Raw genomic sequence first — 26,484 nt, 5'->3', positions numbered from 1 at the left:
ATCACGGAAATTATCAACAATTGCAAATTTTTTACTCGAAAATACGATAAATAGGGGCTAATATAGCCAATAGGGATACTTTTAAAAATCTATAGATGCTTAAAGTATTAACAGCTACCAATATAACAGTTTTACTCCTCTTTTATTGCATTTTTTTAATGTGCAGAAAAAAGCCTATTTGTTAGAGCGCTTTACGTAATTCTCTATCGCCATCGTCATTGACGGAACACCGGGAGCCGGAGCTGCTATATCCACAATTAATCCGGTGTCTTCGGCAGCTTTTGTAGTACTCGAGCCAAACGCTGCTATTCTAGTAGCTTTCTGCTTAAAATTAGGAAAATTTTGATAGAGCGACTGGATACTCGACGGGCTAAAAAATGCAATAACGTCATAAAAAACGTCAGCTAAATCGGATAGATCACTCACTACAGTCCTAAATAAAACTGCCGCAGTTATGTTAAACCCTTTGTCATCTAAAATATTAACAAATTCTTCTGTGGCCATATCGGAGCAGGGATACAGAAACTTTTCATCTGCATGTTTTTTTAATACATCCGCAAGATCAGTGATCCCCTTTTTTCCGAAAAAGATTTTACGTTTGCGATATTGAATGTATTTTTGAAGGTAAAGTGCAATGGTTTCTGAAAGGCAAAAATATTTCAAATCGGTAGGCACTTCATATCGCATTTCTTCACATATTCGAAAAAAATGATCTGCTGCAGTTCTGCTTGTAAATACCACTGCGGTAAAATCGCCAAGATTGATTTTGTCTTTTCTAAAATCTCTTGCAGGCACGCCTTCTACGTGAATAAAAGACCTAAAATCTACCTTGAGGTTAAGTTTTTTTGCTAAATCGTAATAAGGGGATTTTTCGGCTTCTGGTTTTGGTAAAGTAACTAAGATGCTCTTTACTTTGCTAAGTCTTTCGTTAATCTGTTCTTCCATCTTTTACTTTTTATTCTATAATCCTATCGCCTTTATTAAAATCAAAATGGGACATATTTCAAGGGCGCAAAAATACAACAATAAATGCGTTTTAGAAAACTTATTAACAGAAAGTATAGTTGTTGCAACTCTAACTAGCTGAAAGATAAATACAATACCCAAAAGCACGCAACCAACGATTACAAATAGGTTTGCGTAGGCAATTGGAGATAGCGCATAGGCGACCACTAACGGTATAAACAAGATTGACACGTTGAAATAACTCAAATAAAGGATGGAGATATATTCGCTTATGGGCCTTTGAAGATCAAATAAAAACCCTAAAAATCGCAGAAACAGTAATTTTAATCCCAATAATAATACAACCAAGCCAGAAACCCCGAAGAGAAACTTAAATCCACTGCGCGCCTGCGGAAGCTGATAATGCTGCGCCACGAGAAATAAGAACATACCAAAAATTAAACCAAACAATAAAAATAGCAATAAAAAAGGCCAAGAGTTGAGCAAACTTTCTTCTTTATTGATATTTACAAGTGCCCTTTTACTAAAAAAGGATTGCATGATTGCAGCGAACTGTTTTGGGAAAGAAAACTTTAGAATACCGAAAACAATTAACATCAAAAAAATGATGCCCAAAAATGCCGGATTGCCTTTAGGGATCGGCGTACCTAACTTGTAAGGATTGTCTGACTTTTTATAGCTTTGATATTTCTGCTGCCAAGCCCATAAATTTAATGATGGAAAAACATAATCCTTCACTATACTGTCTATAAGCGCATTCTTATTTAATAACTTGCTGGGCAACACCCAGGTGTGACTAATGATTGAATCAGTAATGCTTTTCTGCTTTGCGAGAAAATAAGGATCAATCTTATTTTTATAGATAGCTGCCGAAGAAAGTTGAATGGAATCTTGTTGCCGAGCGGCAAACGCAAAGCATGCGTTACAAAATGCTGCAAAGATTAGTACAAGAAAAAAACACTTTGCCATCAACCAATTTTTTTTGCAAAACTACTTTATATCTGATGCTTTACCTAAAAATTAGACGTCAAAGTTTAACAATAGCCAAACGACTAATGTCACGTAAGTTTTTATTTGGCCAATGTAAACACCACACAAACAATAAATTGTTGAGTTTGTTAACATCCATAAATAGTGGGTTTATGAAAAAATTAGTGGTGTTCGATTTAGACGGAACTCTGGCCAAGAGTAAATCTATCATTACCAAAGAGATGGTTAACACACTTACCTCCTTGCTAGATCACGCAAAGGTGGCCATTATTTCTGGTGCAGATTGGCCGCAGTTTAAAAAACAGGTGCTCGCAAAAATGTTGTATGCCAGAAATCTGGGAAATCTCTCTATTTTACCAACTTGTGGAACAAAATTTTACAGCTACCAAGCATCCTGGACAAAAGTATACGCAGAGGACTTTACTAGAAAACAGAGTGAAAAAATAAAAAAAGAATTAACAGTTGCCATAGAACAGTCCAATATAAACTTTGGTGAACTTTGGGGGGAACAAATTGAAGACAGAGGAAGTCAAATTACATTCTCCGCCCTTGGGCAAAAAGCGCCTTTGAGTGCAAAAAAAGATTGGGATCCGGATTTTAGAAAGCGGAAGAAAATTAAAGCAAAACTAGATAAAAAATTAAAAGACTTTGATGTAAATTTAGGCGGCTCTACATCTATCGACATCACAAAAAAGGGTGCAGACAAAGCATATGGCATTGAAAAATTAAAGGAGAAATTTAATTTACAAACCTCAGAGATAATGTTTGTAGGGGATGCACTTTTTGCTGGTGGAAACGACCATCCAGCCAAGAAAACAGGCGTAGATTGCATACAGGTTCGCGATCCCACCGAAACTAGGGCTATTGTAGAAACGATTATTGCCTGTCTATCGTCTAAATAAAAAATGCTCATGAATAAATTTCAGCTTAACCGCATTTGTACAATTATGGAACCTGAGGCGGGTAATGCCAATGAGGTAGAGGGCGTTTTAAACCCTGCTGCAGTTAGAGGCAAAGATGGAAATCTTTATCTTTTTCCTAGATTGGTTGCAAAAAACAATTATTCTCGAATTGGGATTGCGAAAGTTCTATTTGATGAAGAAGGCGAACCGACCGGCGTAGAGCGCATAGGCATAGCACTAGAACCAGATGCGCCCTATGAGAAAAGGTCTAATGGCGGAGGCGGGTGCGAAGATGCGAGGGTTAGTTTTGTAGATATTTTAGATCGTTACGTGATGACCTACACTGCTTTTGGTCCAGACGGACCGCGGATTGCAGCTGCTTATTCATACAATTTAATAGAATGGATACGGGTTGGGTTAGTTGAATATTTGCCATACAAAGACATAGATTTTAACGATGTAGACGATAAAGATGCTTGTACTTTCCCTATATTAATTCCAAGTCCACACAATCACGGCTCTTTGGCCATGTTGCATCGCCCGCTTTTTCCGGGCACAAGTCCCGATGAGTTGGTTAAACACCCGGAAAGAAAACCGAGATATGAGACACAATCCATCTGGATTTCTTATTGCAACTTAAAGCCTAAACAAACGGTAAAAAACGCTGAATTTACTTCCCATCATCTGCTCGCTAAGCCTGAGTACGATTGGGAACAAGTAAAAGTGGGTGCTGGCGCCCCCCCGATTTTAACAAAACACGGGTGGCTACTCGTTTATCATGGTGTACGAGAGATTGATGATTCCTGCCGCGAGAAACCAAAATTTTGTTACGCTGCCGGTGCAATGATTTTATCCGTAGAAAATCCGCACAAAATCTTATACCGATCAAAGGAACCAATTTTGGAACCAGAGCTGGATGCTGAAAAAATTGGCACTATTGGAAACGTGGTTTTTCCAACCGGAATAGATCGGCGAGACGATTTGGGTAAACCAGACCGAATAGATGTATACTATGGCATGGCCGATAACCGCATTGGCGTTGCAAAGATGACAATACCAGAACAGTTGTAGGCATATTATCCAAACAACCATCTCAAAAACAGTTAATTTTATAACTTTGCCAAATGCCAGGCATCTACATCCACATTCCTTTTTGTAAAAAAGCTTGCCATTACTGCGATTTCTATTTTACCACCTCCCTGCAACAAGAAAGCAGTGTTGTGGATGCAATTTGCAAAGAACTCGAACTCAAAAAAGGCAGACTAGAGAGCGAGGTGAAGAGCATTTATTTTGGTGGTGGAACGCCTTCTATTTTGAGTGAACAGGGTTTAGCCAAAATTTTTGATTCCGTTTACAAACATTACACAGTCAATACTAAAGCGGAAATTACTTTTGAGGCCAACCCTGATGATTTAACGGAAGAGAAAATTAAGCTATTTAAGCATTTCCCGATAAATAGGTTTAGCGTCGGAATCCAGTCTTTTTTTAATGAAGATTTACTCTGGATGAACCGTGCACACAACTCTACTGAAGCGGAATCTTGCGTAAAGCTCGCTCAAGACAACGGTTTCGAAAATCTAACCATCGATCTTATTTATGGATTTCCGTTGTTAACTGATGCTAAGTGGGAAAGCAATTTGAGCCGAGCGATTGACCTAAAGGTGCCACATATTTCTGCTTATGCATTAACCGTAGAGCCCAGAACTGCTTTGTACTATGCCATTAAAACAAAAAAACAACCACCCGTAAGCGATCAACAAAGCGCCGATCAGTTTATTTACCTGATGGATAAACTCTCGGCAAACGGCTTTGAGCAATATGAAATTTCCAACTTTGCCAAACCTGGTAACTACGCCGTGCACAACACAAATTATTGGCGAGGTGTCGATTTTATCGGCATCGGTCCATCTGCGCATGGATTTGACGGGGGAAACCGAACCATGAATCCAGCAAACAATGCGCTTTATTTACAACAATTAGAGCAAGGCATTTTGCCAGAGCAGGTTGAAGTATTAAGTATCAATGACCGCTTTAACGAATACGTGATGACCTCACTTCGCACCATGTGGGGATTAGATCTACAAGCGATCGAACAAGATTTTGGGTCTGCTTTCTTATTAGAAACTAAAAAGCAATTTCCCATATTTTTTGAGAAAAACTGGATTGAACAAAGAGACGAAACCGTGTTTCTAACGCAAAGCGGAAAACTTTTCGCAGATCACATTGCATCAGAAATGTTTGTGCTTAACGAATAAAAAAACCTTCCCGATTGCTCAGAAAGGCTTGTATTTTTATCCGCGGAAGCGAAAAAGCTTAAAGATTAAGCAAACTGCTTACCTTTAACCTTACGCTCTTGCTCGGTTAAATAAACTTTACGCAAACGCATACTTACCGGTGTAACCTCAATATATTCGTCGCCTTGGATGTATTCCATTGCTTCTTCCAAAGAAAATTTAATGGCAGGTGCAATACGAGTATTGTCATCAGTTCCAGAAGCACGCATATTGGTTAGAGGCTTGCCTTTTACCAAATTGACAACTAAGTCATTGTCGCGAATGTGCTCGCCCATAATCTGTCCTTCGTAAACATCTGCGCCTGGATCTACAAAAAAACGACCTCTATCTTGCAACTTATCCAATGAATAAGCGGTAGTCATTCCTTTTTCCATAGAAACCAATACACCATTTAACCGACCAGGAATTGTTCCTTTCCAAGGCTCATAACTTTTAAAACGATGTGCCATAATGGCTTCGCCAGCAGTAGCAGTTAAAACGTTGTTACGTAAGCCGATAATTCCACGTGCAGGAATTTCAAATTCCAAATGCTGCAAATCGCCTTTGGGCTCCATAATCAACAACTCGCCTTTGCGCTGAGTTACCAGTTCAATTACTTTACCAGAAACTTCTCCAGGTACGTCTACAATTAAAGTCTCAATTGGCTCGTGTTTTTTACCGTCAATTTCTTTGATGATAACCTGTGGTTGACCAACCTGCATTTCGTAACCTTCGCGGCGCATGGTCTCAATTAATACCGATAAATGCAAAATGCCACGACCGTAAACCAACCAAGCATCTGGAGAGGCTGTTTCAACCACTTTTAAGGCCAAATTCTTCTCCATTTCCTTCATCAAACGATCTCTGATGCGTTGAGAGGTTACCAACTTTCCCTCTTTACCAAAAAATGGAGAGTTATTAATGGTAAACAACATGTTCATGGTTGGCTCGTCGATGCTAATCACCGGCAACTGTTCCGGTGCATCAAAATCAGAAATGGTGTCGCCAATGTCGAAACCATCAATGCCAACTACCGCACAAATATCTCCAGAGCTAACTTCTTTAGCCTTAACTTTTCCTAAACCTTCAAATGTATAAAGTTCTTTAACGCGCGATTTTACGATTTTACCGTCACGCTTGATTAACGTAATGGGTTGGTTTTCTTTAATGGTTCCGCGATGAACACGACCAATGGCAATACGACCTACAAAGGACGAATAATCTAAAGAGGTAATTTGCATCTGCAAAGTACCTTCGTTTATTGGCGCTGGCGGAATAAATTCTACGATTGCATCTAATAATGGGAAAATATTATCGGTTGGTTTGTTATAATCAGTGCTCATCCAACCGTTTTTAGATGACCCATAAATTACAGGGAAATCCAATTGATCTTCAGTAGCTTCTAAATTGAAGAAAAGCTCAAAAATTTGCTCGTAAACCTCTTCTGGCCGACAGTTTTCCTTATCCACCTTATTTACAACAACAATTGGCTTTAAACCTAAGGCTAAAGCTTTTTGAGTAACGAAACGAGTTTGCGGCATCGCACCCTCAAACGCATCGCAAAGCAATAACACGCCATCTGCCATTTTTAATACACGCTCTACCTCACCACCAAAATCTGCGTGACCAGGAGTATCTATTATGTTGATTTTAATGTCTTTATACATCACCGACACGTTCTTAGAAACAATTGTAATGCCTCGCTCACGTTCTAAATCGTTGCTGTCTAATATTAAATCTCCGCTCTCTTCGTTGTCACGAAAAATAGAACATGCGTGTAGAATTTTATCAACCGTGGTTGTTTTACCATGATCTACGTGTGCTATGATAGCAATATTTCTAATTTTTTGCATAAATGCCTTCTAAATTTTTCGCAAAGATAAGTGTTTTTGTTCGGTTTTTTTTAATCAAACAGTTTATTTCTGAAAGAATATTTCTGTTAGAATTTGATTGTCAAGAGATTGTGTGCAACGGATGGGAGAAAAAAGTTGGTTGGTATCAGCCCTAAGTTTTTTTTGAAAAGCAACTGCAGCAATTATTCTGCAAGCTTCGGTCCCGCTTTTCATTCCAAGTTCGAGCTCGTTCCTCGCTTCGGGCTCTCCATTCCAATCGGGTTTAGCAAGTTGGGGCAGAAGCTACTAACGGAGTTTGTTTTTTCCCAAAAAGGATAATAATATTTTTTTGAAAGGGGGCCACTTTATTTGAATGAAATGAATTGAAGTGCCAAACTGCACCTATTGTTTTTCACTCGGTATTATTACAATTTGATAAACTATTTTCTGTGTTAAATCTATCTCAGACTTTACAAACAAATTTAGCCAACCGCTGTTTTTTCATCTAATAGTAAAAAATTAAATACAATACTAAAATGAGCAATAAAAGAATTTCTGATCGAATGGAGGCATTATTAAATGCACAAATGACCAAAGAGGCTTATCAGGCACAAGTGTATCTTTCTTATGGCAGCTGGGCGGAAGTACATAATTTTGATGGAATAGCAACTTTTTTATACGGCCATATGCAGGAAGAACGCGAGCATATGTTTAAAATTTTAAAATACATCAATGATCGTGGTGGAAGCGCAAAAATACAAGCCATAGATGCCGCGCCGGTACATCCACAAAGCGTTGGAGAATGCTTGCAAAACATCTTAAAACACGAAATTGAAAATTCTGCGGAAATTGATAAAATTGTAAATTTAGCTTTAGAAGAGAAAGATTGGGCAACATTTAGTTTCGGCCAGTATTTTGTTAAAGAGCAAATAGAAGAAGAAACGCTTATTAGTGGTGTAATTGCCAAATACAATCTTGCTTCTAGTCAGAATGCAGAGCATAAAAACCTTTACGAGGTTGATAAAGATTTAAAAACCAATCCGCAAAGCGCTACAGTCCCAAGAGAAGAGAAGATCTAAATTCACCTTCCTAAAATGTTTCAGAATATAAAACGCCTACCTTGGCGTTTTTTTGCTGGTTAGGTAATTTTTTTTTCGTGCGACATGCGGCTTTTGAATTTTACAATATGGGGAGACTTCTAGAAAATCGTTGGATATTGTTAACAATAATCGCCTTGACTTGGGGCAGCTCATTCATCCTTATTAAAAAATCTTTAGTTGGATTTTCACCTTACCAAATCGGCGCAATTCGGGTTGCTTTTTCCGGATTAATCTTACTCAAGATTGGTTTTCCTGCGATAAGAAAAATGGATCGAAATACGATTTTTTGGTTAAGTGTCACGGGCTTCTTCGGGAACTTTCTGCCTATGTTTTTGTTTCCACTCGCCCAAGAAAAGGTTAGCAGTTCTTTGGCTGGTATTCTAGATTCGTTAGTCCCAATATTTGTGCTTGTTTTTGGCTACCTATTTTTTAATATTAGGACCAAACAATTGCAAATAATAGGCGCCGCGATTGGCTTTGGAGGTGCTGCATTATTAATGTGTTTATCAAAAGGAGATGCCGAAAACGCTCATTTAAGCTATGCTTTTTTAGTGGTGTTGGCAACCGCGTGCTATGCGCTTGCCGCTTTGCTTATTAAAGAAAAGTTAAGCAATGTTCCGGCAATGCAATTGTCGGCCGCTGTTTTTGTAATCTGGATCGTTCCATCACTTTTAATTCTTTTAAGCTCAAACATCTTCGGCACAGTTGAAAATACACCGCAACAATGGCAGGCTACTGGCTACTTAGCAATATTAACATTTGCAGGAACTGCTGCTGCGATGATTTTATATTACAAACTAATCCACATTACTTCGGCGGTTTTTGCAAGCTCCGTGACCTATTTATTACCGGTGGTAGCCGTTACTTGGGGATTGCTAGACAATGAACCATTTAACGTGTGGTACTTGGTGGGCGGCGCCTTAATATTGCTTGGCGTTTCCTTACTTAAAGAACAAAAAAAATTAAAACATTAAAACTTTGAATACGTTAATTATTGAACCAATAAAAAACAATATGATGAACATAACGTTGTCGCAAGCTGAACAAATAATTAATAAGGCTAAGCAGAAGGCCGACGAGATGAATTTAAAAATGAACATTGCCGTGGTCGATGCAGGCGCAAATTTAGTTGCGTTCGGCAGAATGGATGGCGCTTGGTTAGGTTCTTTAGACATCTCCATTAAAAAAGCAAAAACCGCACGTTTTTTTGATATGGATACTGGCGAAGTAGGAAAACTTTCACAACCGGGGCAACCTTTGTACAATATTGAACATTCTAACAATGGCTTAATTACTTTTCCTGGCGGCATCCCAATAAAAAATAATGAAGGTGAAATTATTGGAGCCATTGGCGTAAGTGGTAGTTTGGTAGAAAATGATCATACTGTTGCATCTGCAGGCGTCGAGATTTAATTAAATCATTTGTAAAATTATTGAAGGATGTTCTAATAAACATCCTTTTTTGTTGTTAAAAAACGCAGGTTCGAATTTAAAATTCGTTAATTACATAAAATCGATAAAAATTCAATTATGGGCAGAACTGCAATTATATTTGGAGCAACAGGTTTAATAGGCGACATTTTGCTGCAAAAACTAATAGATGACGAAGCTTATGAAAAGATAACTGTGGTTGCAAGAAGACCACTCACTTTAAAGCACGAAAAAATTTATTTCGTCGAAACAGATTTTGACAATCTTGAAAATCATTCAGCACAAATTGTTGGAGATGATATTTTTTGCTGCATTGGCACTATTCAGAAAAATACGCCAGATTTAAAAATCTACAGAAAAATAGATTACCAATATCCTTTGGATTTTGCAGCAATCGGCTTAAAAAATGGATCAAGCTCATACAACCTAATTTCTTCAATGAGTGCAAACGCAAACTCTCGATTTTTTTATACAAAATTAAAGGGCGAGCTAGAAAGAGATTTATCGAAAATGTTTTTCAAAACCATAAACATTTATAGACCATCCCTTTTAGATGGAGAAAGGACAGGCACTAGAACTGCAGAGAACTTTTTCATAAAGGCGATGCGCTTCCTCAATCCATTGCTTATCGGGCCATTAAAAAAATACCGCAGCATTAAAGCTGAAATTGTTGCACGAGCAATGTTGCAGGAAGCGAAAAAAGAATCTCCCGGGATACACATTTTTCAGTCTGATCAGATTGCGGATTTTGGCGAAAAATAAGCCGAAACGAAAAAGTTTTGCTTCGAGAGATGCTTTCTAAATTTATTTAAATTCCAACTGTAAATTTCCGCGTCAGTGATGCGGGCATTTTTTTAAACTTCTAAATCAAAAATCCAACGAAATATACAGTCTGTAAAAAAAACTTTAGTACCCCAAAGACCGCGCTCCCACTCAATCGCCAAATGCCCATTGTAAAAATGCTGGCATAACTGCTGCCCAAGTTTCAGGATTGTGCTTTCCGCCTACTTTTTCAAAATAGCGAATGTCATGAGGACGTTTGTAGCCCTTCTTAACCAAGCATTTTATCACGTCGATCGTATCGTCGATCGAATCTATGATTCCGTTTCCGTTACGGTCCGAGGTTTCATCGTCCGTACCGGTCATAAGCCAAAATCTGAGATCAGGTTTTGAAATAGACTCATCAATCATCGCATGCAAAATTCTATCTGCATCTGTGTAACCTGCCTTCAAATCTTTCTTTCTCCACCAAAATGAACCAGAGAAAACGCCAACTACATCAAAAATATGATCGTTGTTCCAAGCAACGTCAAAAGCAGATAAGCCTCCCAAAGAAAATCCTGCAAAACCAATTCTACCTTGTATTGGCTGCGACACCTTATTTAAAATAAACGGCAACAGTTCCTCTACAATAAAGCTATTGTATAGTCCGGCTTTTTTTCCGCGCTGCTTAAAGTCTGGCCTATCCAAAACGCCATATTCTGCAAGTCTTTCAAAAGAAGCGTCTATAGTTACGACAATAAGTTTTCCCTTAGTTTTTTTTTCTTGCACGCCTGCTAAAATGCTTTTAAAATTCATTTTCGCAACGTCTTGGCCATCGTTTATCAACAACAAATCTATTACATCATTACCATACAAAACAGCGGGCAAATAAAACGTGACAGCTACTTCTTTTTTAAGAAAATTAGAATTTATTTTTTCTTTAACCAATTTATCGCCTCCTCAAATATAAATCACATGTAATGCGCTAACAATGGGCAAAGTTAAAAAACTCAAATGTTTTACGAAGCTAACCAGGATTTTTTGTTTCAAAACGGTCTGTCGCTAGCCTTTTTTAAACATCTACGCCAAAATTCCTTATTTCTGTTTTTATTCATCGAGCATAAATTTTATACTGTTTTTGCTGGTATAGTTATCAAATTTTTAATAACTATGTATATTGGTTAAAACGAGACAATTGTGCTTTTATAACCAACTAGAAATAACTTATTTTTTTGTTCATTATGGCCGAAGAAGCACATAAAAAATGGTATAGCCCGAATTTAAGCATGGATTTAGACCTCTTAATTTTTGGTCATTCTGGTATACCGATAATACTATTTCCTACCAGTATGGGTCGTTACTATGAAAATAAAGATTTTAAGCTGATAGATGCAGTGGAGGGTTTCTTAAACGAGGGCAAAATCAAAATCTATTGTCCCGATAGTATAGATAAATTTAGCTGGCACAACAAAAGTATTTCTCCAGCAGATCGGGTTAAAAATCACATTTGGTACGATAGGTATTTGTTGGAAGAATTGGTTCCTCTAATGCAAGATGAAACCGGGCATCAAAAAATAATAACTGCCGGATGCAGTTTTGGTGGCTATCACGCGGCAAATTTTGCGTTTAGACATCCTTGGGTGGTGAGCCACCTATTTAGCATGAGCGGCGCTTTTGATATTTTGGGGCAGTTGGATGGATTTTACAACGACGATGTTTATTTCAACAATCCGGTAGACTATGTGCCCAATAACAGCAATCCAGAAATACACGATATAAAAATAGTGCTTGGCACTACAGACAGGGATATTTGCAGGGCAGATAATGAGCGCTTCTCCGATATCCTTAATAAAAAGGGAATAAATCATTGGCTAGACATGAGGCATAATGCCGATCATGATTGGCTTATATGGAGGGAAATGTTTCCAACTTATGTCGCACAACTCTGAAAACAATCTTACAACGAATTGCATTATATATACAAGGCGCAAGTTTAAACAGTATTTATTGAAAAACTAATGAAAAAAATAGGAATATTATTTGGCCAAGAAAGATCTTTCCCGGAAGCGGTAATAGAAAGAATTAATAGCAAAGCAGAAAAAGGAATAACTGCAGAGGCTGTCAAAATTGAAAAGATGCTGCAAAATAAGCCTCTGGATTACGCTGTAATTATTGACCGCATCTCTCAAGATGTTCCTTTTTACCGAGCAAGCTTAAAAAACGCTGCGATAACTGGCACAGCGGTAATTAACAATCCATTTTGGTGGAGTGCCGACGAGAAATTTTTTAACAATGCTCTGGCAGAACAGATAGGCGTTCCGGTACCAAAAACTGCTTTAATTCCTTCTAGAGAACACCCACATTCCACCACGGAAGCGTCTTTTTCTAACTTAGCAATGCCATTAGATTGGGATGCGATTTTTGAATACACAGGTTTTCCGGCATATATGAAACCCTTTGACGGAGGCGGATGGAGAGATGTGTACAAATTGCATAACAAGGAGGATTTTTTCCACAAACACGCTGGAACACACCAATTGGTTATGTTGCTGCAAGAAGAAATTATTTTTGATGAATATTTTAGATGCTACTGTATCGGAGGAAAGCATGTTCGAATAATGCAATACGAACCTAGAAATCCTTATCATTTGCGTTATGTGGTAGATACGCCTCCATCTAGCAAGCAGTTACTAAAAACCATTGAAGAATACACCATAAAATTATGTAAATATTTGGGTTACGACTTTAATACGGTTGAATTTGCAGTAAGAGATGGTGTACCTATTGCAATAGACTTTTGCAATCCTGCGCCAGATGCAGAAAGAAATAATGTTGGAGAAGAAAATTTTGAGTGGGTTGTTGAAACTGCTGCCAACTATGCAATTGAACGTGCCAAAGCACAAAAAATTGGGCAAGATAATTTGACATGGGGAGAATATATCAAACTTTCTGTGGCGGGCAAGCCGATTGCCTCTGCACTCGTACAAAACGCAAAAGCAACTGCTAAGCCGGAACCAAAATCAACATCAAAAGCAACTGCGGTAAAGAAAGTTTCTGCCAAGGTAGTTGTTGAGAAAAAAACCCCAGTAAAGTCAGATTCAACAATGAAGTCAGATAAGCAGAAAGCAAAAAAATCTTGAGTTTTTAACGCTAAAACCTAACCACTATGAACGAATTTACGCTTGGCATTGAAGAAGAATACATGGTTATAGACCCCGTATCAAGGGAACTTACCTCTCACGACCAGAAAATTGTAGAGGCTGCTCAAAAAATACATAAAGATCAGGTAAAGGCAGAAATGCATCAAGCGGTAGTGGAAGTCGGTACAAGTATTTGCAAAAACACCGAAGAAGCACGCAAAGAAATTACGCAATTAAGGTGTACAGTATCCAATCTTGCCGGGGAGCAAGGGTTGAGGATTGGCGCAGCAGGAACCCATCCATTTTCTCATTGGGAAAAACAACTTATCACCTCCCACCCCCGTTATGATGAAATTGTAAACGAACTACAGGAGGCAGCACGTTCTAATCTGATCTTTGGATTGCATGTACATGTGGGTTTTCAATCTAGGGAATTGGCCATCCATATTGCAAATCAGGTTAGGTATTTCTTACCACATGTTTTTGCTTTATCTACAAATTCCCCATTTTGGGAATCTAGAAATACGGGGTACAAATCTTATCGAACGAAGGTATTCGATAAGTTTCCTCGAACAGGCATTCCTGGCATTTTTAACAGCATCGAAGATTATGACAATTATGTAAAGCTACTTATCAAAACCAATTGCATGGATAACGCAAAAAAGATTTGGTGGGACATAAGGGTTCATCCTTTTTTTGATACGGTAGAATTCAGAATCTGCGACTGTCCTATGCTTATAGACGAAACCATGGCTTTTACAGCATTGTTTCAAGCCCTATGTGCTAAACTATACAAGTTGCGTTTACAAAATATGGAGTTTATAAGCTACAGCAGAGCACTTATAAATGAAAATAAATGGCGCGCCGCGCGTTATGGAATAGATGGGAACTTGATAGACTTTGGAAAGGAAACCGAGGTAAACTGCAGAAATTTAATTTTAGAATTGCTTGATTTTGTTGATGATGTAGTAGATGATTTAGGTTGCAGAAATGACATTGAATATGTACACAAAATTTTGGAAAACGGTACTGGTGCCGATAAACAATTGGCAGTTTACAAGCAAACAGGTAGCTTTGAGGCTGTAGTAGACTTTATTGCTGCTCAAACACTTATTGGTACTAAATAAAAAATGGAAAAAAACAGTTTAAACGTCGCCATCATAGATATGTATGATGGGGTAGCAAACCAAGGCATGCGGGGCATAAACGAAATTTTGCACCGCTTTGAACTTGAAAACAATATTGCAGTAAATTATAAAATTTTTGACTTGAGGGGAAAAGGCGAAATTCCAACCTTGGATTTTCAAGTTTATATTTCAAGTGGAGGCCCAGGAGATCCTTCTGAAAGCTTGGGGGAAAAATGGGAAAATGATTTCTTTGCTTTATTAGACAACATAGAAATTTTCAATAAAACTCATACAGATAATAAAAAATATGCTTTCTTAATTTGCCACTCCTTCCAACTCGCATGTAGGAAATATGACTTGGGCAAAGTGACGAGAAGAAAATCAAATGCGTTTGGGATATTTCCAATAACGCTTACTGCGGCCGGTGAGCAAGATGAAGTGTTTGCCGGCATTACCAACCCTTTTTATTCTGTCGATAGTAGAGATTGGCAAGTAATAGAGCCAGACTTAGCGGATTTTGAGAAAAAAGGAGCAATTATATTGGCAATAGAGAAGGAGCGAAAACACGTTGATCTAGCACGCTGCATTATGTCCATTCGTTTTACCAACGAAATTATTGGAACTCAATTTCACCCAGAAGCAGATCCTGTAGGCATGAAATTACATTTATTGACAGCGGAAAAAAAATCTGCCATAATTGAAACACATGGCGAAGCAAAATATTTCGATATGTTAAATAGCTTAGACGAGCCGACTAGGATTGTACTTACTCAGCGTATTATTCTCCCGAATTTTTTGCATAAAGCGATCGGCACACTACAAGAAGTTTAGATATCTAAATTTAATAACATAATTTTCTTAATAGTTGGCACTCATAAAAGTGATCTATTTCCGATAATTTAAAATGTATGATTCCTGAAGAAAGGCAAAATTTCAACAAGCAATTTACAGTGCAAAAATATGCTGATTTCTTAGCTGATTTAGAAACGGATTATCCAAAAATACCTTTTAGAGTTGCCGAAACTCCAATTTTTATCCCAAAAGAACTCGCAAAAAAATTAGTAGACGCTGGCCAAGAGATAATTAAATTAATAAAGCGACCAAATTTTAGGCAACTTACAAAAAAAGCCATTCCAAAACTTTGGGAGGTTCCCAATGAGAATGACCATCCGCATTTCTTAACCTTCGATTTTGGCATTTGTAAAGATACAAATGGGGAACTGCAACCGATGTTAATAGAAATGCAGGGTTTTCCTTCGCTCTATGGTTTTCAAATGCATCTTGCAGAAACATTTAAAAAACACTACCAGATCAAGGAAAATCTCCACTATTTTTTAAATGGTTTTGATAAAGAAAAATATATAACGCTTCTAAAAAAAGTGATTTTGGGCACGCATGATGCCAAGCATGTTGCCATTATCGACATCGACGCAAAAAACCAAAAAACAGCTATAGATTTCTTTGTTACCCAAAAATTGTTAGGTATAAAGATTTTATCTGTTAATGAGATCCATCGGGCGGGCACGAAACTTCTCTACACCGAAAACGGCGAAGAGGTTCAGTTAAAAAGAATTTACAATAGACTAATTTTTGATGAGATTGACAACGATGAGGTGTTGTTCAAAAATAGTTTCGACCCTCGGCAGGATGCAGAAGTAGAGTGGGTTACACACCCTAATTGGTTTTATAGAGTGAGTAAATTTACCATGCCTTTCTTAAAAAGTAAATTTGTGCCCGAGACAATTTTCTTAAATAGAGTTACAGAAGCGCCAAAAGACTTAGAAAATTATGTGCTAAAACCATTATTCTCTTTCGCTGGTATGGGCGTTATTATCGATGTACAGCAGAGCGATATAGATGAAATTATAGACCCTGACAACTGGATTTTGCAGAAAAAAGTGGTTTATGAGCCGGTTGTGCAATCGCCAGATGGCGGCGTTAAAGCCGAAATTAGACTTATGTATCTTTGGGCAGATGGCGAAGAACCTCAATTATGCATCAATTTGGCGCGACTGAGCAAGGGCAAAATGATCGGCGTTAGGTACAATGCGGATTTTGATTGGGTAGGCGGAACAATCGGGTTTATGGAACAATAGTTAAAAATATTCTTCCTTAATTTTTTCAATTTTACATAAAACTGAAATCCTAAATCTATTCTATTGTTACATTTGTGTATGAGCACGCAAGCCATTATCGTTTTTCTACTATTTATCGCGGCCATAGCCTATGTTGCAAGAATGGTCTATAGGTCTATCCAATCTAAAAAAAATGGTTGTGGTACAGGATGCAATAAATGTGGCGTAGATTTTTCGAAAGTAGAATCGTAATAGAAATCAACTTGCTGTTATGCTAGAAAAATTTAGAGATTACCTCAAACAAAAAATAGAGATAACAGATGAACAGTTTGCTCAAAACTTCGGCCATTTAAGAATTAAGAAAGTTAAGAAAGGTGAAATTATTTTTCGAGAAGGAGAACACACCCAACATATTTTTTTTGTAAGTAAAGGATTGTTAAGGGCATATTCCTTAGATAGCAAAGGAAAAGAACACATTTTACAATTTGCTCCAGAAAACTGGCTCATAGGCGACAGGAATTCTATGGTAGATCAGCCATCGATTTTTTTTGTTGATGCGATTGAAGATACTGAAACTGTTTTATTGCCAAATAATTTTCTAGACATGGCCGCCGCAAAGATTCCAAATCTTTTACCCATGCAAATAACACTACTAAATAATTCTATTCGATTTATGCAGAAGAGAATAAATATGCTATTGGGCGCTACTGCCTCTGAACGTTATTTAGATTTTTTAAAAATTTATCCCAATTTAACTCTTCGGGCACCACAATGGATGATTGCCTCCTATCTTGGTATAACACCAGAATCTTTGAGCAGAGTTCGTAAAGAGCTCGCCAAGAACCACTTTCGCACTTAAAAATTCCTGAGAATCCGCATTTACACGCAAAATCACGAACTGATTTATTAACATACATCAATAGTCACCATTATATTCTGCTGTACTTTTGTTCGGTAGGAACAAACTTCCTAACACGAAAAAATATGAAAACACAAAAATGGAGTTTAGATCAATCCCATAGTGAATTACAGTTTAAGGTTAAGCATTTAATGATCACAACTGTAACAGGAAGTTTAAAATCATTTACGGCTGAGCTAAACGCCGAAGAAGATACCTTTACAGGCGCCGAGATTTCGTTTACTGGCGATTTAAAGTCTTTAGATACCGGAAATAGTGATAGAGATAACCATTTAAAGAGCGGCGACTTTTTTGATGCAGAAAATTTCCCAACCATTGATTTTAAATCTAATTCGGTTGAAAAAGATGGTGATAATTACATCGTAAAAGGCAACCTTACTATAAAAGACAAAACCAATCCTGTAAAATTAACTGCAGAATATGGTGGAACCGTAACAGACCTTTACGGACAAACGAAAGCTGGCTTTACATTAACCGGAAAAATCAATCGCACTGATTTTGGGTTAACTTGGAATGCAGCTTTAGAAACAGGCGGAGTAGTTGTGAGTGAAGAAGTGAGAATAGTAGGTGAATTACAATTTATTAAACAGGCCTAAAGATAAATTCTGAAAAGAATTAGATTGGATAAATGTAATGGAAAACGTAAAGGAAGTATTGGAAATACTAAGTGCACCGGCACCGCACATGGTTGGTGATGGTTTTAGGGTACATAATTTTTTCCCAAGCGGTTATAAGATTGACATGAATCCATTCTTTTTGCTTGATTATGGGTCAAAGATTGAATTTTCTGCTCGAAAAAAACCTAGAGGTGTAGGCAGCCACCCGCACCGGGGATTTGAGACAGTTACCATTGCGTATCATGGTTCGGTTGCACATCACGACAGTTATGGAAACAGCGGCGTTATTTATCCTGGCGATGTACAATGGATGACGGCTGCCAGTGGCATTCTGCACAAAGAATATCATGACGAAAGTTACAGCATTAAGGGCGGTACTTTTCAAATGATACAACTTTGGATCAATCTTCCTGCGAAGGACAAAATGGGAAAACCTAGGTATCAACCCATTAGACACAAAGAAATGGCGAGTGTAGACATTTCAGATTTTGGCGGTAAACTAGAAATTATAGCAGGAAACTACCGAGGTGTCAAGGGCACTGCACATACATTTAGTCCAATAGAATTGTACAACGCTCGGTTAAACAAACATGGGAAAGTTGACTTTAATTTTCCGAGTAGCAATAACACGGGTTTTATGGTGGTAGAAGGAAAAGCGAGAATTAACAACAATCAGTTGGCGGATGTTAATACTTTGGCTTATTTTAAAAATGAAGGCGAAAAAATTACTTTAGAGGCGCTTGAAGACAGCGTTGTTCTGATTATGAGCGGTGAACCAATTGATGAGCCAATTGTACAGTACGGACCTTTTTTAATGAATTCGGAAGCCGAAATAAGACAGGCGATTGATGATTATAATATGGGCAAATTCGGCTATTTAGAGGAATAAAATTTTTACTCTTACCTGATCAATTCAAAAAAAAGCCCGATTTTCATTGAAAGTCGGGCTTTTTTGGATGGAAAATTTTTCTGTTTCTCTAAGCCAATTCAGCTCAAAAAAGGATTACATTTGAAGTCTAATAAACCCTCTCAAAAACCGATAAAAACTTTTTTTCTCCATAAAAAATAGTTTCACATGTTCTTCATGTTACTTATCGACTTTTGATGATAAATCAGAAAAAAAAATGTCCGGAAAACAAATTTTTCAAACTGAGAAGAAAACCCGCTGGAATACCTTTACATGGATTAGCAGAACTTTTCTTATCGTTTTTGTAGTTGCAATAATATGTGTTGTACTTACGCTTTCTTCTGTTCAAGCACCGAAATTGCCTTTTTTAGACATCAGTGGAAAATTGAACGCCAAACAATTAAACAAACTGAAGAAGTCTCAGAAGTACAAGGATTTCTCCATCGCAAAGTCCCATTTGGAAAAAATCCGAAAAGACAGAGAAAAGCATGTAGCGTCTGTACATGGCGATAAAAAAAGGATAAACATGGGCTTTTATGTTAGTTGGGCAGCGACTAGAGAAAACTCGCTATCAGATTTAAAACGCAATATTGGCCATTTAGATATGGTTGCGACGGAGTCGTTTTTTCTACGTGGAGATTCTATAAATGAGCAAGTCGATACTGCTGCCTTAAACGTAATCAATAAAGCAGGGAAATCTGCAATTGCTGATATTTCTAATTATAACAAAAGTGGTTGGGACGGCAAAGCTGTAAAAAAGCTTATAAGCGATACCAGTGCGCAGCAGGCATTTATCAAAAATCTAATCTCTTTGGTAAAAAAATACAATTATAAAGGCATAAATATTGACTTTGAAGAAGTAAATGCAGACAGCCAAGGGGGGTTTAACAACCTCATGAAAAACATCTACACGCAATTTCATGCGCAAAACTTACTAGTTATGCAAGATATTGCTGTAGACAATGACGACTACAATCCAAAGATTTTACAGCATTACAATGATTATTTGGTATTAATGGCATACGATCAGCACAGTGAAGAAAGTAATGCTGGCGATATTTCAAATCAACAATGGGTAGAAGAAAAATTAGATGATTTGTGCAGCAAAGTGGATGCGGATAAAGTGATTTTGGCGCTTGCGTGTTATGGCTATGATTGGCCCGAGCAAAGCATTGGCATACCGATGACATATGAAGAAGCAATGACTACCGCAGTAAGTTACAAAAGCAAAATAACTTTCGATCCGGTTTCTGCCAATTTAAACTACAAATATAAAGCGGATAACGGCACGCAGCATCACGTGTATTTTACCAATGCCGCAACGTATTTTAATCTAATTCGCAAAGCAGATGATTGGGGAATAGCAGGAATAGCCCTTTGGCGTTTGGGCTCTGAGGACAAAAGATTATGGCAATATATTTCAAAGGATTTAAGTCTAGAGGCTTTAAAAAAGAAACCTTTTGACTTAAGAACGATTTCTGCACTTACAATGAATGGCATTAACTACATTGGTGAGGGAGAAATATTAGATTTGATATCTACACCAGCGCCCGGAGTAGTTAGATTTACCTTAAATAAGGATAATTTTACGATTGCCAATCAACGCTATATCAAAATGCCAAGTCCGTATGTAATCAAACGATTTGGTTATGCGGAGAAAAAGATTGTATTAACCTTTGATGATGGGCCAGACCCTACCTATACGCCGCAAGTATTAAATATTTTAAAAGAAGAAAAAGTGCCCGGCGCATTTTTTGTAGTGGGCATTATGGCCGAAAAAAATATGGGGCTTTTGCGCCAAGAGTATGATGACGGTTATTTGATCGGAAATCATACCTTTTTCCATCCAGATATGTCGTCGATAGGTCCTGCGCGAGTTAAATTTGAGCTGAACTCAACAAGACGTCTTATAGAAGCGGTTACCGGACATAGTACCATTCTGTTTAGAGCACCTTTTAACGCAGATGCAGAACCGCAAAATACATCAGAAATTTTACCAGTTGCACAAAGCCGAAAAGAAAATTACATAAATATTGGCGAATTTATAGATCCTGAAGACTGGGAGCCTGGGAAAACAGCCGATCAAATATTTAATGAGGTTGTAAAACAAAAAGACAACGGAAATATTCTCCTATTACACGATGCCGGAGGAAATCGCGAAGCGACCGTTGCGGCCCTTCCACGAATTATACACTACTTTAAAAAACAAGGTTATACTTTTACCACCATTGGAGATTTGATGGGGAAAAAAAAATCTGAATTAATGCCTGAAGTAAATTCGGCAGCAAATACCGGCTTTTTGGGCTCAGGTGATTATTTTTTTATCAATTTCTTCTACTATGGCAATATAGTTTTGAATGTGATCTTTACTGTAGCCATTGTATTGGCTATTCTGCGTACATTATTCATTGCCTACCTAGCGTTACGCCAGCGAAAATTAGCGCGTAAACATGCAGATTTGCTTATCAAAGACCCGAAAGATTTGGTTAGTATTATAATTCCTGCATACAATGAGGAAATTACAGCCGTGCAAACCATTAATAGCTTGTTGAAGCTAGATTATCCGAATTTTGAACTTATTTTTATAGATGATGGATCTAAAGATAAGACCTTCGAAATTGTTACCGCGAGGTTCAGCAATCATCCGCAAGTGAGGCTTTATAGCAAAATAAATGGAGGTAAAGCATCTGCGTTAAATTTTGGTATTGAAAAAGCTTCGGGAGATTATTTGGTATGTATCGATGCAGACACGCAGTTGAAAACAAATGCAGTAACAGAGTTGATGAGGCTTTTTTACGATGAAGACATTGCCGCTGTTGCGGGTACAGTTAAAGTCGGTAATGCCCACAATTTAATAACCACTTGGCAATCTATCGAATACATAACCTCGCAAAACATGGACCGCCGTGCATTCGATTTGTTGAATACCATTACAGTAGTTCCCGGAGCAATTGGTGCATTTAGAAAATCAGTTGTTTTAGAAGTCGGCGGCTTCACGATAGATACGTTGGCAGAAGATTGCGACCTTACTATGCGCATTTTACGTGCGGGATATAAAGTGAAGAATTGTGATACCGCAATTGCCTACACAGAAGCACCCGAAAGTGTAGAAATGTTACTGAAGCAGCGCTTTCGTTGGAGTTTTGGAGTGATGCAAAGTTTTTGGAAGAACAGAAAAACTTTTATGAATAAAAAATTCGGCTATTTTGGAATGGTAGGAATGCCAAATATTCTGATTTATCAAATTATATTACCGCTCTTCTCGCCTTTGGCTGATTTCTTTATGTTGATTTCTCTTATTGGTGGCATATTCTCTTTGAGTGCCATAAATAACCTGACGCTTACCGGTTTTTCCGGTATACTAAGCTTGCACAATGGATTTGGACAAGTACTCTTTTATTACATCATTTTTATTGTGGTAGATATGTTTTTCGCTGCGATTGCTTTTCGTATGGAAAAAGAGAAGATGAAAAATCTCCTTTACCTTTTTCCACAGCGGTTTTATTGGAGGCAACTGATGTATATAGTGCTTTTTAGAGCCTGTAGAGGAGCATTAAGAGGACAGTTAGAAACCTGGGGAACACTAAAACGAACCGGCAATGTAAAAGAAGCAGTTGTTTGACATTTTTAGAAAAGCTGGAATTTGCCTGAACAATAGGTTTTCAAAAGATATGGTTCAGGCAAATTTTTGGTATTAAGGCGATTAAGGTAACTTAGCATTAAGTTGTTATATTTTTTCGAGAAGACAGACCGCGTAAGCTACCACACCTTCTTCTCTACCAATAAAACCCATCGTTTCGTTGGTAGTTGCTTTTATAGAAATATCTTCAACAGAAATGCCCATTACTCTAGCAATGTTTTCTTGCATTTTCGTGATATGAGGATTGATTTTTGGCGCTTCCAAACACAGCATTGCATCGACATTGCCCACTTCAAAACCCTTTCCCTTTATTAGCTTTACTGTTTCCTCTAATAATAATAAACTACTAATGCCTTTCCATTGCGGATCTGTATTCTTGAAATGAAATCCGATATCTCGCAAATTTGCCGCTCCAAGTATGGCATCGCAAATGGCGTGTAAAAGCACATCGGCATCAGAGTGACCAAAAGCACCTTTATGGTGTTCCAAATTAACACCGCCAACAAAAAAGGGGTGTCCGTCTTTTAACTGATGTACATCAAATCCAAATCCTATCTTAATCTTCATCACACAAAACTTTGCTTCTTAAACAAACTGCAAACTACTACTTTTTGAGCATCTTCTGTTCTCCAAAATTAAACAAAAGACTAAAGCGTAAGGTATTTGCCAAAGGACTTGTTTGAGTATTCGCTACGAGATAAGCAAAATCTATATTAAATACATTGTACTTCAAACCAGCCCCAATGGTAAAATAACGGCTATTTCCTTTACTAGGACTCTGATAATTGTAACCTGCGCGCAGCGCGAATTGTTGATTGTACCAGTATTCTGCTCCAGTAGAAACTCCAACTTCCCGCAACTCCTCGTTAAAACCGCCTGGCGCATCAATAAAAGATCCGATAATGCCTGAAGGTAAAGATCTGTTGGGATCTCGCCCAGCTATTATATGGTTGTTGGCATCATAAAAAGGTTGTGTGGGCACGAGTAATTTATTAAAATCTAATGCAAAGGTGAGGGTGCTTAACTCATCCACCTCGGAAGTAGCGGCGGCACCAATTTTTAAATTCCCAGGCAAGAACAAACTCGGTCCGGTGTTTCCATAACTCATTTTTGTGCCAATGTTAGATATATTTACACCTGCAGAAATTAGGGCATTTTTATTAAATAATTGAGCAGGAGCTTTATAAAAGCCCGATACATCAACCGCAACTGCATTGCCTGCATGGCTCTCTCCATTTACCACATACTGGCCACCAGTAACATTAGAATAAATGTAACGCACAGCGCTTCCCAAAGAAAAATGATCTCCAAAACTTGTTGCAAAACTTACATCAACCGCCAACTCATTTGGGTTGGCAATACCGAGCTCTTGTCCACTACCATCTGCAAGCGCCAGTTGTCCTAAGGAGAAATATCTAAAAGAACTGGCCAAAGTATATCTATCTTTAAATTTATAGTATCCGCTTAAATAGGCTAAATTAATGTCAGGCACAAGATTTTTAAGCCATGGGCTATAAGACACGGAAAATCCGTATGGTTTATCTAAGAAAGCAAGTTTAGCAGGATTTATGCTAGCAGCGTTCACATCGGGTGATACAGCAACGCCAGCATTACCCATAGCACCAATTCGAGCGTCGGGGGTGATCAATAAGAAAGGGACAGCAGAAATTATATTGTTAGATTGGCTTCCGTTCGTTTCAGCCCCAGATATAACCACTTGTGCATTTGCGTTTTCAAACACCAAGACAGTAGACCATATAGAAAAAGCAAGCGTGCCGATAGACTTGAAATTCATTTGTTTAAAAGTACACAATTTTAGATTTTGCAGTCAACACTAAAACGAATAACCCGAGCTAATATTTCAAATTTTAACAATTTACAAACACTAAATTTACCTCGCAAACATTAAACAAAACATCCATTTTCTTGTATTTTTACCACTACATTTTTCACAAAAGTCTAGTTTTTAATGATTTATATGTAAAATATAATTTTAAAACTATTTTTATAAGTCTATTAATTGACTTAAATTTGCGTAGTTTTAAAGATTAAACTTGCTTAAAACGTTATTATCTAGTATTTATGAAAAAAACATTCATATACACTTGTGTATGTTTATCTACCTTATTAGCACTTACCAGTTGCAGCCATAAAAATCGCGACAATGTATCTAGCAAAACTGGAATTCCCTATGCAGATGGAAAAAATCACAAATATGGCAGTTTCGTTGTTAACACAAAATACAAACGGGATGCTGGCCCTGGATTAGTTCCTATAGAAGGTGGAGTTTTGGTAGTTGGAGGTAGCGCCATCGCTGTTCCTGGTATCGAACCAAGCATTTACAATTACCGTAGGCAAGTTACAGTTCCATCTTTCTATATGGATGAAACCGAAGTAAGTAATACAGATTGGCTGGAGTATTTGCACTGGATAAGGGTAAGCTTTCCTGATGACCATGAATATTATTACAATGCCTTGCCAGATACATTGGTTTGGCGACGTGCACTATCCTATAATGAGCCGTACGTAAACAACTATCTTCGTCATCCTGCCTATCAAGACTATCCCGTTGTAGGAGTTTCTTGGGAGCAAGCAACAAGATTTTGCGAGTGGAGAACTTCTCAAGCAAACGAATATATTCTGAGAAAAAAACAAATTTTAACCGGATACGACCAACTGGCTGGAACTAAACAAGGAAAAAATAATACCACAACACAAGCCAATACTGAAAAACCGACTCAGCCTTTTAATACAGATGCTTATTTAAATGGGCAGTACAATGATCTTGGTGCGAAAGCTCCACAAGATTATACGGCTGCAGCGGGCGCATCTATTGGAAACGCAGGTAAAAAAGGTGGAGATGTTGCAAGAAGACATGTTACCTTGGAAGATGGTATTGTATTACAACCATATCGTTTACCGACAGAAGCAGAGTGGGAATATGCTGCGCTTGGTTTGATTGGCAATACAGATTACGAAAACATTAAGGACGAGAAAATTTATCCTTGGAATGGCTTGGGTGTAAGTTCTGCCGATCGTAAGACGCGCGGTATGATACTGGCCAACTTTAAGCGAGGCGCTGGAGATTATATGGGTGTCGGAGGTTCTTTAAACGATAAAGGCGATTTAACTGTTCCTGTAAAATATTATCAACCTAATGATTTCGGCTTGTACAATATGGCCGGAAATGTGAATGAGTGGGTAAATGACGTATATAGGCCGGGAACATTTGAAGACGTAAATGCTTTTAATCCTTATCGAGGTAATGATTTCCAAAACAACAAGCTTTCAGATCCAGCTGCAGGAAAACTCGCTTTGGATAAATACGGAACACCAGTTAAGGTAAGTGCTTATTCCGGTAAAAAATTAACCTGGGAAGAGAAGCAAATTTTAGGAAAACGTGCAGACTCAATCTCAAATTCTATTGATCCATCAACACCTGTTACAAACTATACTTCAGATGAACGGGGTTATAGAGACCGTCAAAATAAGTTATTAAATGAAGAAGGAGTTTCTTTGGTAAACGATAAATCTCGCGTTTATAAAGGTGGTTCTTGGAACGATATGGCTTATTGGTTGAATCCTGCCACAAGGAGATTTCTACAACAGGATGAATCTTCTGCAGAGGTAGGCTTCCGATGCGCGATGACGATGCTAGGCGCACCTGAGATAAGCACTGTAGGTAAAAGAAATTTTAAAGCAGGTAAGAAACGAAGATAAATATTTGAAAATTGCAGCCAATTCAAATGGCCAACTTTTTATAAGGTTGGCCATTTTAATTTAATAGGAAAATTTTTTGTAGC

Annotated in this window: 24 protein-coding genes; 18 read left to right on the top strand and 6 right to left on the bottom strand. The window is 37.8% G+C overall.

Annotated features, from left to right (window positions below; genetic code table 11):
- Window positions 1-174: 174 nt before the first annotated feature.
- Window positions 175-945 (bottom strand): uroporphyrinogen-III synthase, encoded by a 771-nt coding sequence (locus ACVWYG_RS04680; RefSeq protein ID WP_457268991.1) that lies wholly within the window; start codon window positions 943-945, stop codon window positions 175-177.
- Between the two features lie 15 nt (window positions 946-960).
- Window positions 961-1,935 carry a DUF4271 domain-containing protein gene (locus tag ACVWYG_RS04675; protein WP_457268990.1) on the bottom strand — a complete coding sequence of 325 codons (975 nt, stop codon included), beginning with the start codon at window positions 1,933-1,935 and terminating at the stop codon, window positions 961-963.
- Between the two features lie 173 nt (window positions 1,936-2,108).
- On the opposite strand from ACVWYG_RS04675, the gene ACVWYG_RS04670 reads away from it, so the two are divergent.
- Genes ACVWYG_RS04670 through hemW form a run of 3 tightly spaced genes read left to right on the top strand, consistent with a single transcriptional unit; the run spans window position 2,109 to window position 5,113 of the window.
- Window positions 2,109-2,858 (top strand): HAD-IIB family hydrolase, encoded by a 750-nt coding sequence (locus tag ACVWYG_RS04670; protein ID WP_457268989.1) that lies wholly within the window; start codon window positions 2,109-2,111, stop codon window positions 2,856-2,858.
- A 9-nt stretch (window positions 2,859-2,867) separates the two neighbouring features.
- Window positions 2,868-3,929, top strand: coding sequence for a glycoside hydrolase family 130 protein (locus ACVWYG_RS04665; RefSeq protein ID WP_457268988.1), 1,062 nt, complete (start codon window positions 2,868-2,870; stop codon window positions 3,927-3,929).
- A gap of 53 nt (window positions 3,930-3,982) precedes the next feature.
- A complete protein-coding gene (hemW, locus tag ACVWYG_RS04660; RefSeq protein ID WP_457268987.1) occupies window positions 3,983-5,113 on the top strand; it encodes a radical SAM family heme chaperone HemW in 1,131 nt (376 codons plus the stop codon).
- A 65-nt stretch (window positions 5,114-5,178) separates the two neighbouring features.
- On the opposite strand, the gene typA is transcribed toward hemW, so the two are convergent.
- Window positions 5,179-6,984, bottom strand: coding sequence for a translational GTPase TypA (gene typA / locus ACVWYG_RS04655; protein ID WP_457268986.1), 1,806 nt, complete (start codon window positions 6,982-6,984; stop codon window positions 5,179-5,181).
- Window positions 6,985-7,499: 515 nt separating this feature from the next.
- Between typA and ACVWYG_RS04650 the strand changes: the two genes are divergently transcribed.
- From ACVWYG_RS04650 to ACVWYG_RS04635, 4 genes are all read left to right on the top strand, one after another.
- Complete coding sequence (locus ACVWYG_RS04650; protein ID WP_457268985.1) at window positions 7,500-8,042, top strand: ferritin; 543 nt, start codon at window positions 7,500-7,502, stop codon at window positions 8,040-8,042.
- A gap of 107 nt (window positions 8,043-8,149) precedes the next feature.
- Window positions 8,150-9,037 carry a DMT family transporter gene (locus ACVWYG_RS04645; protein WP_457268984.1) on the top strand — a complete coding sequence of 296 codons (888 nt, stop codon included), beginning with the start codon at window positions 8,150-8,152 and terminating at the stop codon, window positions 9,035-9,037.
- A 40-nt stretch (window positions 9,038-9,077) separates the two neighbouring features.
- Window positions 9,078-9,476, top strand: coding sequence for a GlcG/HbpS family heme-binding protein (locus ACVWYG_RS04640; RefSeq protein ID WP_457268983.1), 399 nt, complete (start codon window positions 9,078-9,080; stop codon window positions 9,474-9,476).
- 117 nt (window positions 9,477-9,593) lie between these two features.
- Window positions 9,594-10,256, top strand: coding sequence for a nucleoside-diphosphate sugar epimerase (locus ACVWYG_RS04635; protein WP_457268982.1), 663 nt, complete (start codon window positions 9,594-9,596; stop codon window positions 10,254-10,256).
- A gap of 171 nt (window positions 10,257-10,427) precedes the next feature.
- Here ACVWYG_RS04635 and ACVWYG_RS04630 read toward each other — a convergent pair whose 3' ends face one another.
- The gene (locus ACVWYG_RS04630; RefSeq protein WP_457268981.1) at window positions 10,428-11,204 is read right to left on the bottom strand and encodes an alpha/beta hydrolase; all 777 of its coding nucleotides are present in this window, start codon (window positions 11,202-11,204) and stop codon (window positions 10,428-10,430) included.
- A 293-nt stretch (window positions 11,205-11,497) separates the two neighbouring features.
- Here ACVWYG_RS04630 and ACVWYG_RS04625 point away from each other — a divergent pair, with 293 nt between their 5' ends.
- The 10 genes from ACVWYG_RS04625 to ACVWYG_RS04580 all read left to right on the top strand — a co-directional run bounded on the left by ACVWYG_RS04625 (window position 11,498) and on the right by ACVWYG_RS04580 (window position 22,663).
- On the top strand, window positions 11,498-12,205 hold the full coding sequence (locus tag ACVWYG_RS04625; protein ID WP_457268980.1) for an esterase family protein: 708 nt from the start codon (window positions 11,498-11,500) through the stop codon (window positions 12,203-12,205).
- 69 nt (window positions 12,206-12,274) lie between these two features.
- On the top strand, window positions 12,275-13,396 hold the full coding sequence (locus ACVWYG_RS04620) for an ATP-grasp domain-containing protein (RefSeq protein WP_457268979.1): 1,122 nt from the start codon (window positions 12,275-12,277) through the stop codon (window positions 13,394-13,396).
- A gap of 26 nt (window positions 13,397-13,422) precedes the next feature.
- The gene (locus tag ACVWYG_RS04615; protein ID WP_457268978.1) at window positions 13,423-14,523 is read left to right on the top strand and encodes a carboxylate-amine ligase; all 1,101 of its coding nucleotides are present in this window, start codon (window positions 13,423-13,425) and stop codon (window positions 14,521-14,523) included.
- Between the two features lie 3 nt (window positions 14,524-14,526).
- Complete coding sequence (locus ACVWYG_RS04610; protein ID WP_457268977.1) at window positions 14,527-15,354, top strand: glutamine amidotransferase-related protein; 828 nt, start codon at window positions 14,527-14,529, stop codon at window positions 15,352-15,354.
- 77 nt (window positions 15,355-15,431) lie between these two features.
- A complete protein-coding gene (locus ACVWYG_RS04605; RefSeq protein WP_457268976.1) occupies window positions 15,432-16,619 on the top strand; it encodes a hypothetical protein in 1,188 nt (395 codons plus the stop codon).
- A gap of 78 nt (window positions 16,620-16,697) precedes the next feature.
- Window positions 16,698-16,850, top strand: coding sequence for a FeoB-associated Cys-rich membrane protein (locus tag ACVWYG_RS04600; RefSeq protein ID WP_457268975.1), 153 nt, complete (start codon window positions 16,698-16,700; stop codon window positions 16,848-16,850).
- 19 nt (window positions 16,851-16,869) lie between these two features.
- A complete protein-coding gene (locus ACVWYG_RS04595; RefSeq protein WP_457268974.1) occupies window positions 16,870-17,457 on the top strand; it encodes a Crp/Fnr family transcriptional regulator in 588 nt (195 codons plus the stop codon).
- A 125-nt stretch (window positions 17,458-17,582) separates the two neighbouring features.
- Window positions 17,583-18,113, top strand: a complete 531-nt coding sequence (locus ACVWYG_RS04590) for a YceI family protein (protein WP_457268973.1) — start codon at window positions 17,583-17,585, stop codon at window positions 18,111-18,113.
- Window positions 18,114-18,150: 37 nt separating this feature from the next.
- Window positions 18,151-19,023 (top strand): pirin family protein, encoded by an 873-nt coding sequence (locus tag ACVWYG_RS04585; RefSeq protein WP_457268972.1) that lies wholly within the window; start codon window positions 18,151-18,153, stop codon window positions 19,021-19,023.
- A gap of 235 nt (window positions 19,024-19,258) precedes the next feature.
- Window positions 19,259-22,663, top strand: a complete 3,405-nt coding sequence (locus tag ACVWYG_RS04580; protein ID WP_457268971.1) for a glycosyltransferase — start codon at window positions 19,259-19,261, stop codon at window positions 22,661-22,663.
- A 105-nt stretch (window positions 22,664-22,768) separates the two neighbouring features.
- Here the strand turns inward: ACVWYG_RS04580 and ispF are convergent, their stop codons facing one another.
- Both ispF and porV read right to left on the bottom strand, forming a co-directional pair.
- Window positions 22,769-23,248, bottom strand: coding sequence for a 2-C-methyl-D-erythritol 2,4-cyclodiphosphate synthase (gene ispF, locus ACVWYG_RS04575; RefSeq protein WP_457268970.1), 480 nt, complete (start codon window positions 23,246-23,248; stop codon window positions 22,769-22,771).
- Window positions 23,249-23,285: 37 nt separating this feature from the next.
- Window positions 23,286-24,476: a type IX secretion system outer membrane channel protein PorV gene (gene porV / locus ACVWYG_RS04570; RefSeq protein ID WP_457268968.1), complete on the bottom strand. Its 1,191-nt coding sequence runs from the start codon at window positions 24,474-24,476 to the stop codon at window positions 23,286-23,288.
- Between the two features lie 287 nt (window positions 24,477-24,763).
- On the opposite strand from porV, the gene ACVWYG_RS04565 reads away from it, so the two are divergent.
- The gene (locus ACVWYG_RS04565) at window positions 24,764-26,401 is read left to right on the top strand and encodes an SUMF1/EgtB/PvdO family nonheme iron enzyme (RefSeq protein ID WP_457268967.1); all 1,638 of its coding nucleotides are present in this window, start codon (window positions 24,764-24,766) and stop codon (window positions 26,399-26,401) included.
- Window positions 26,402-26,484: the final 83 nt, after the last annotated feature.

The organism is Pedobacter sp. UYEF25 (assembly GCF_054061655.1).
Note: the sequence above shows the minus strand (reverse complement) of the source record. Positions and strands in the feature narration are given on the sequence as shown.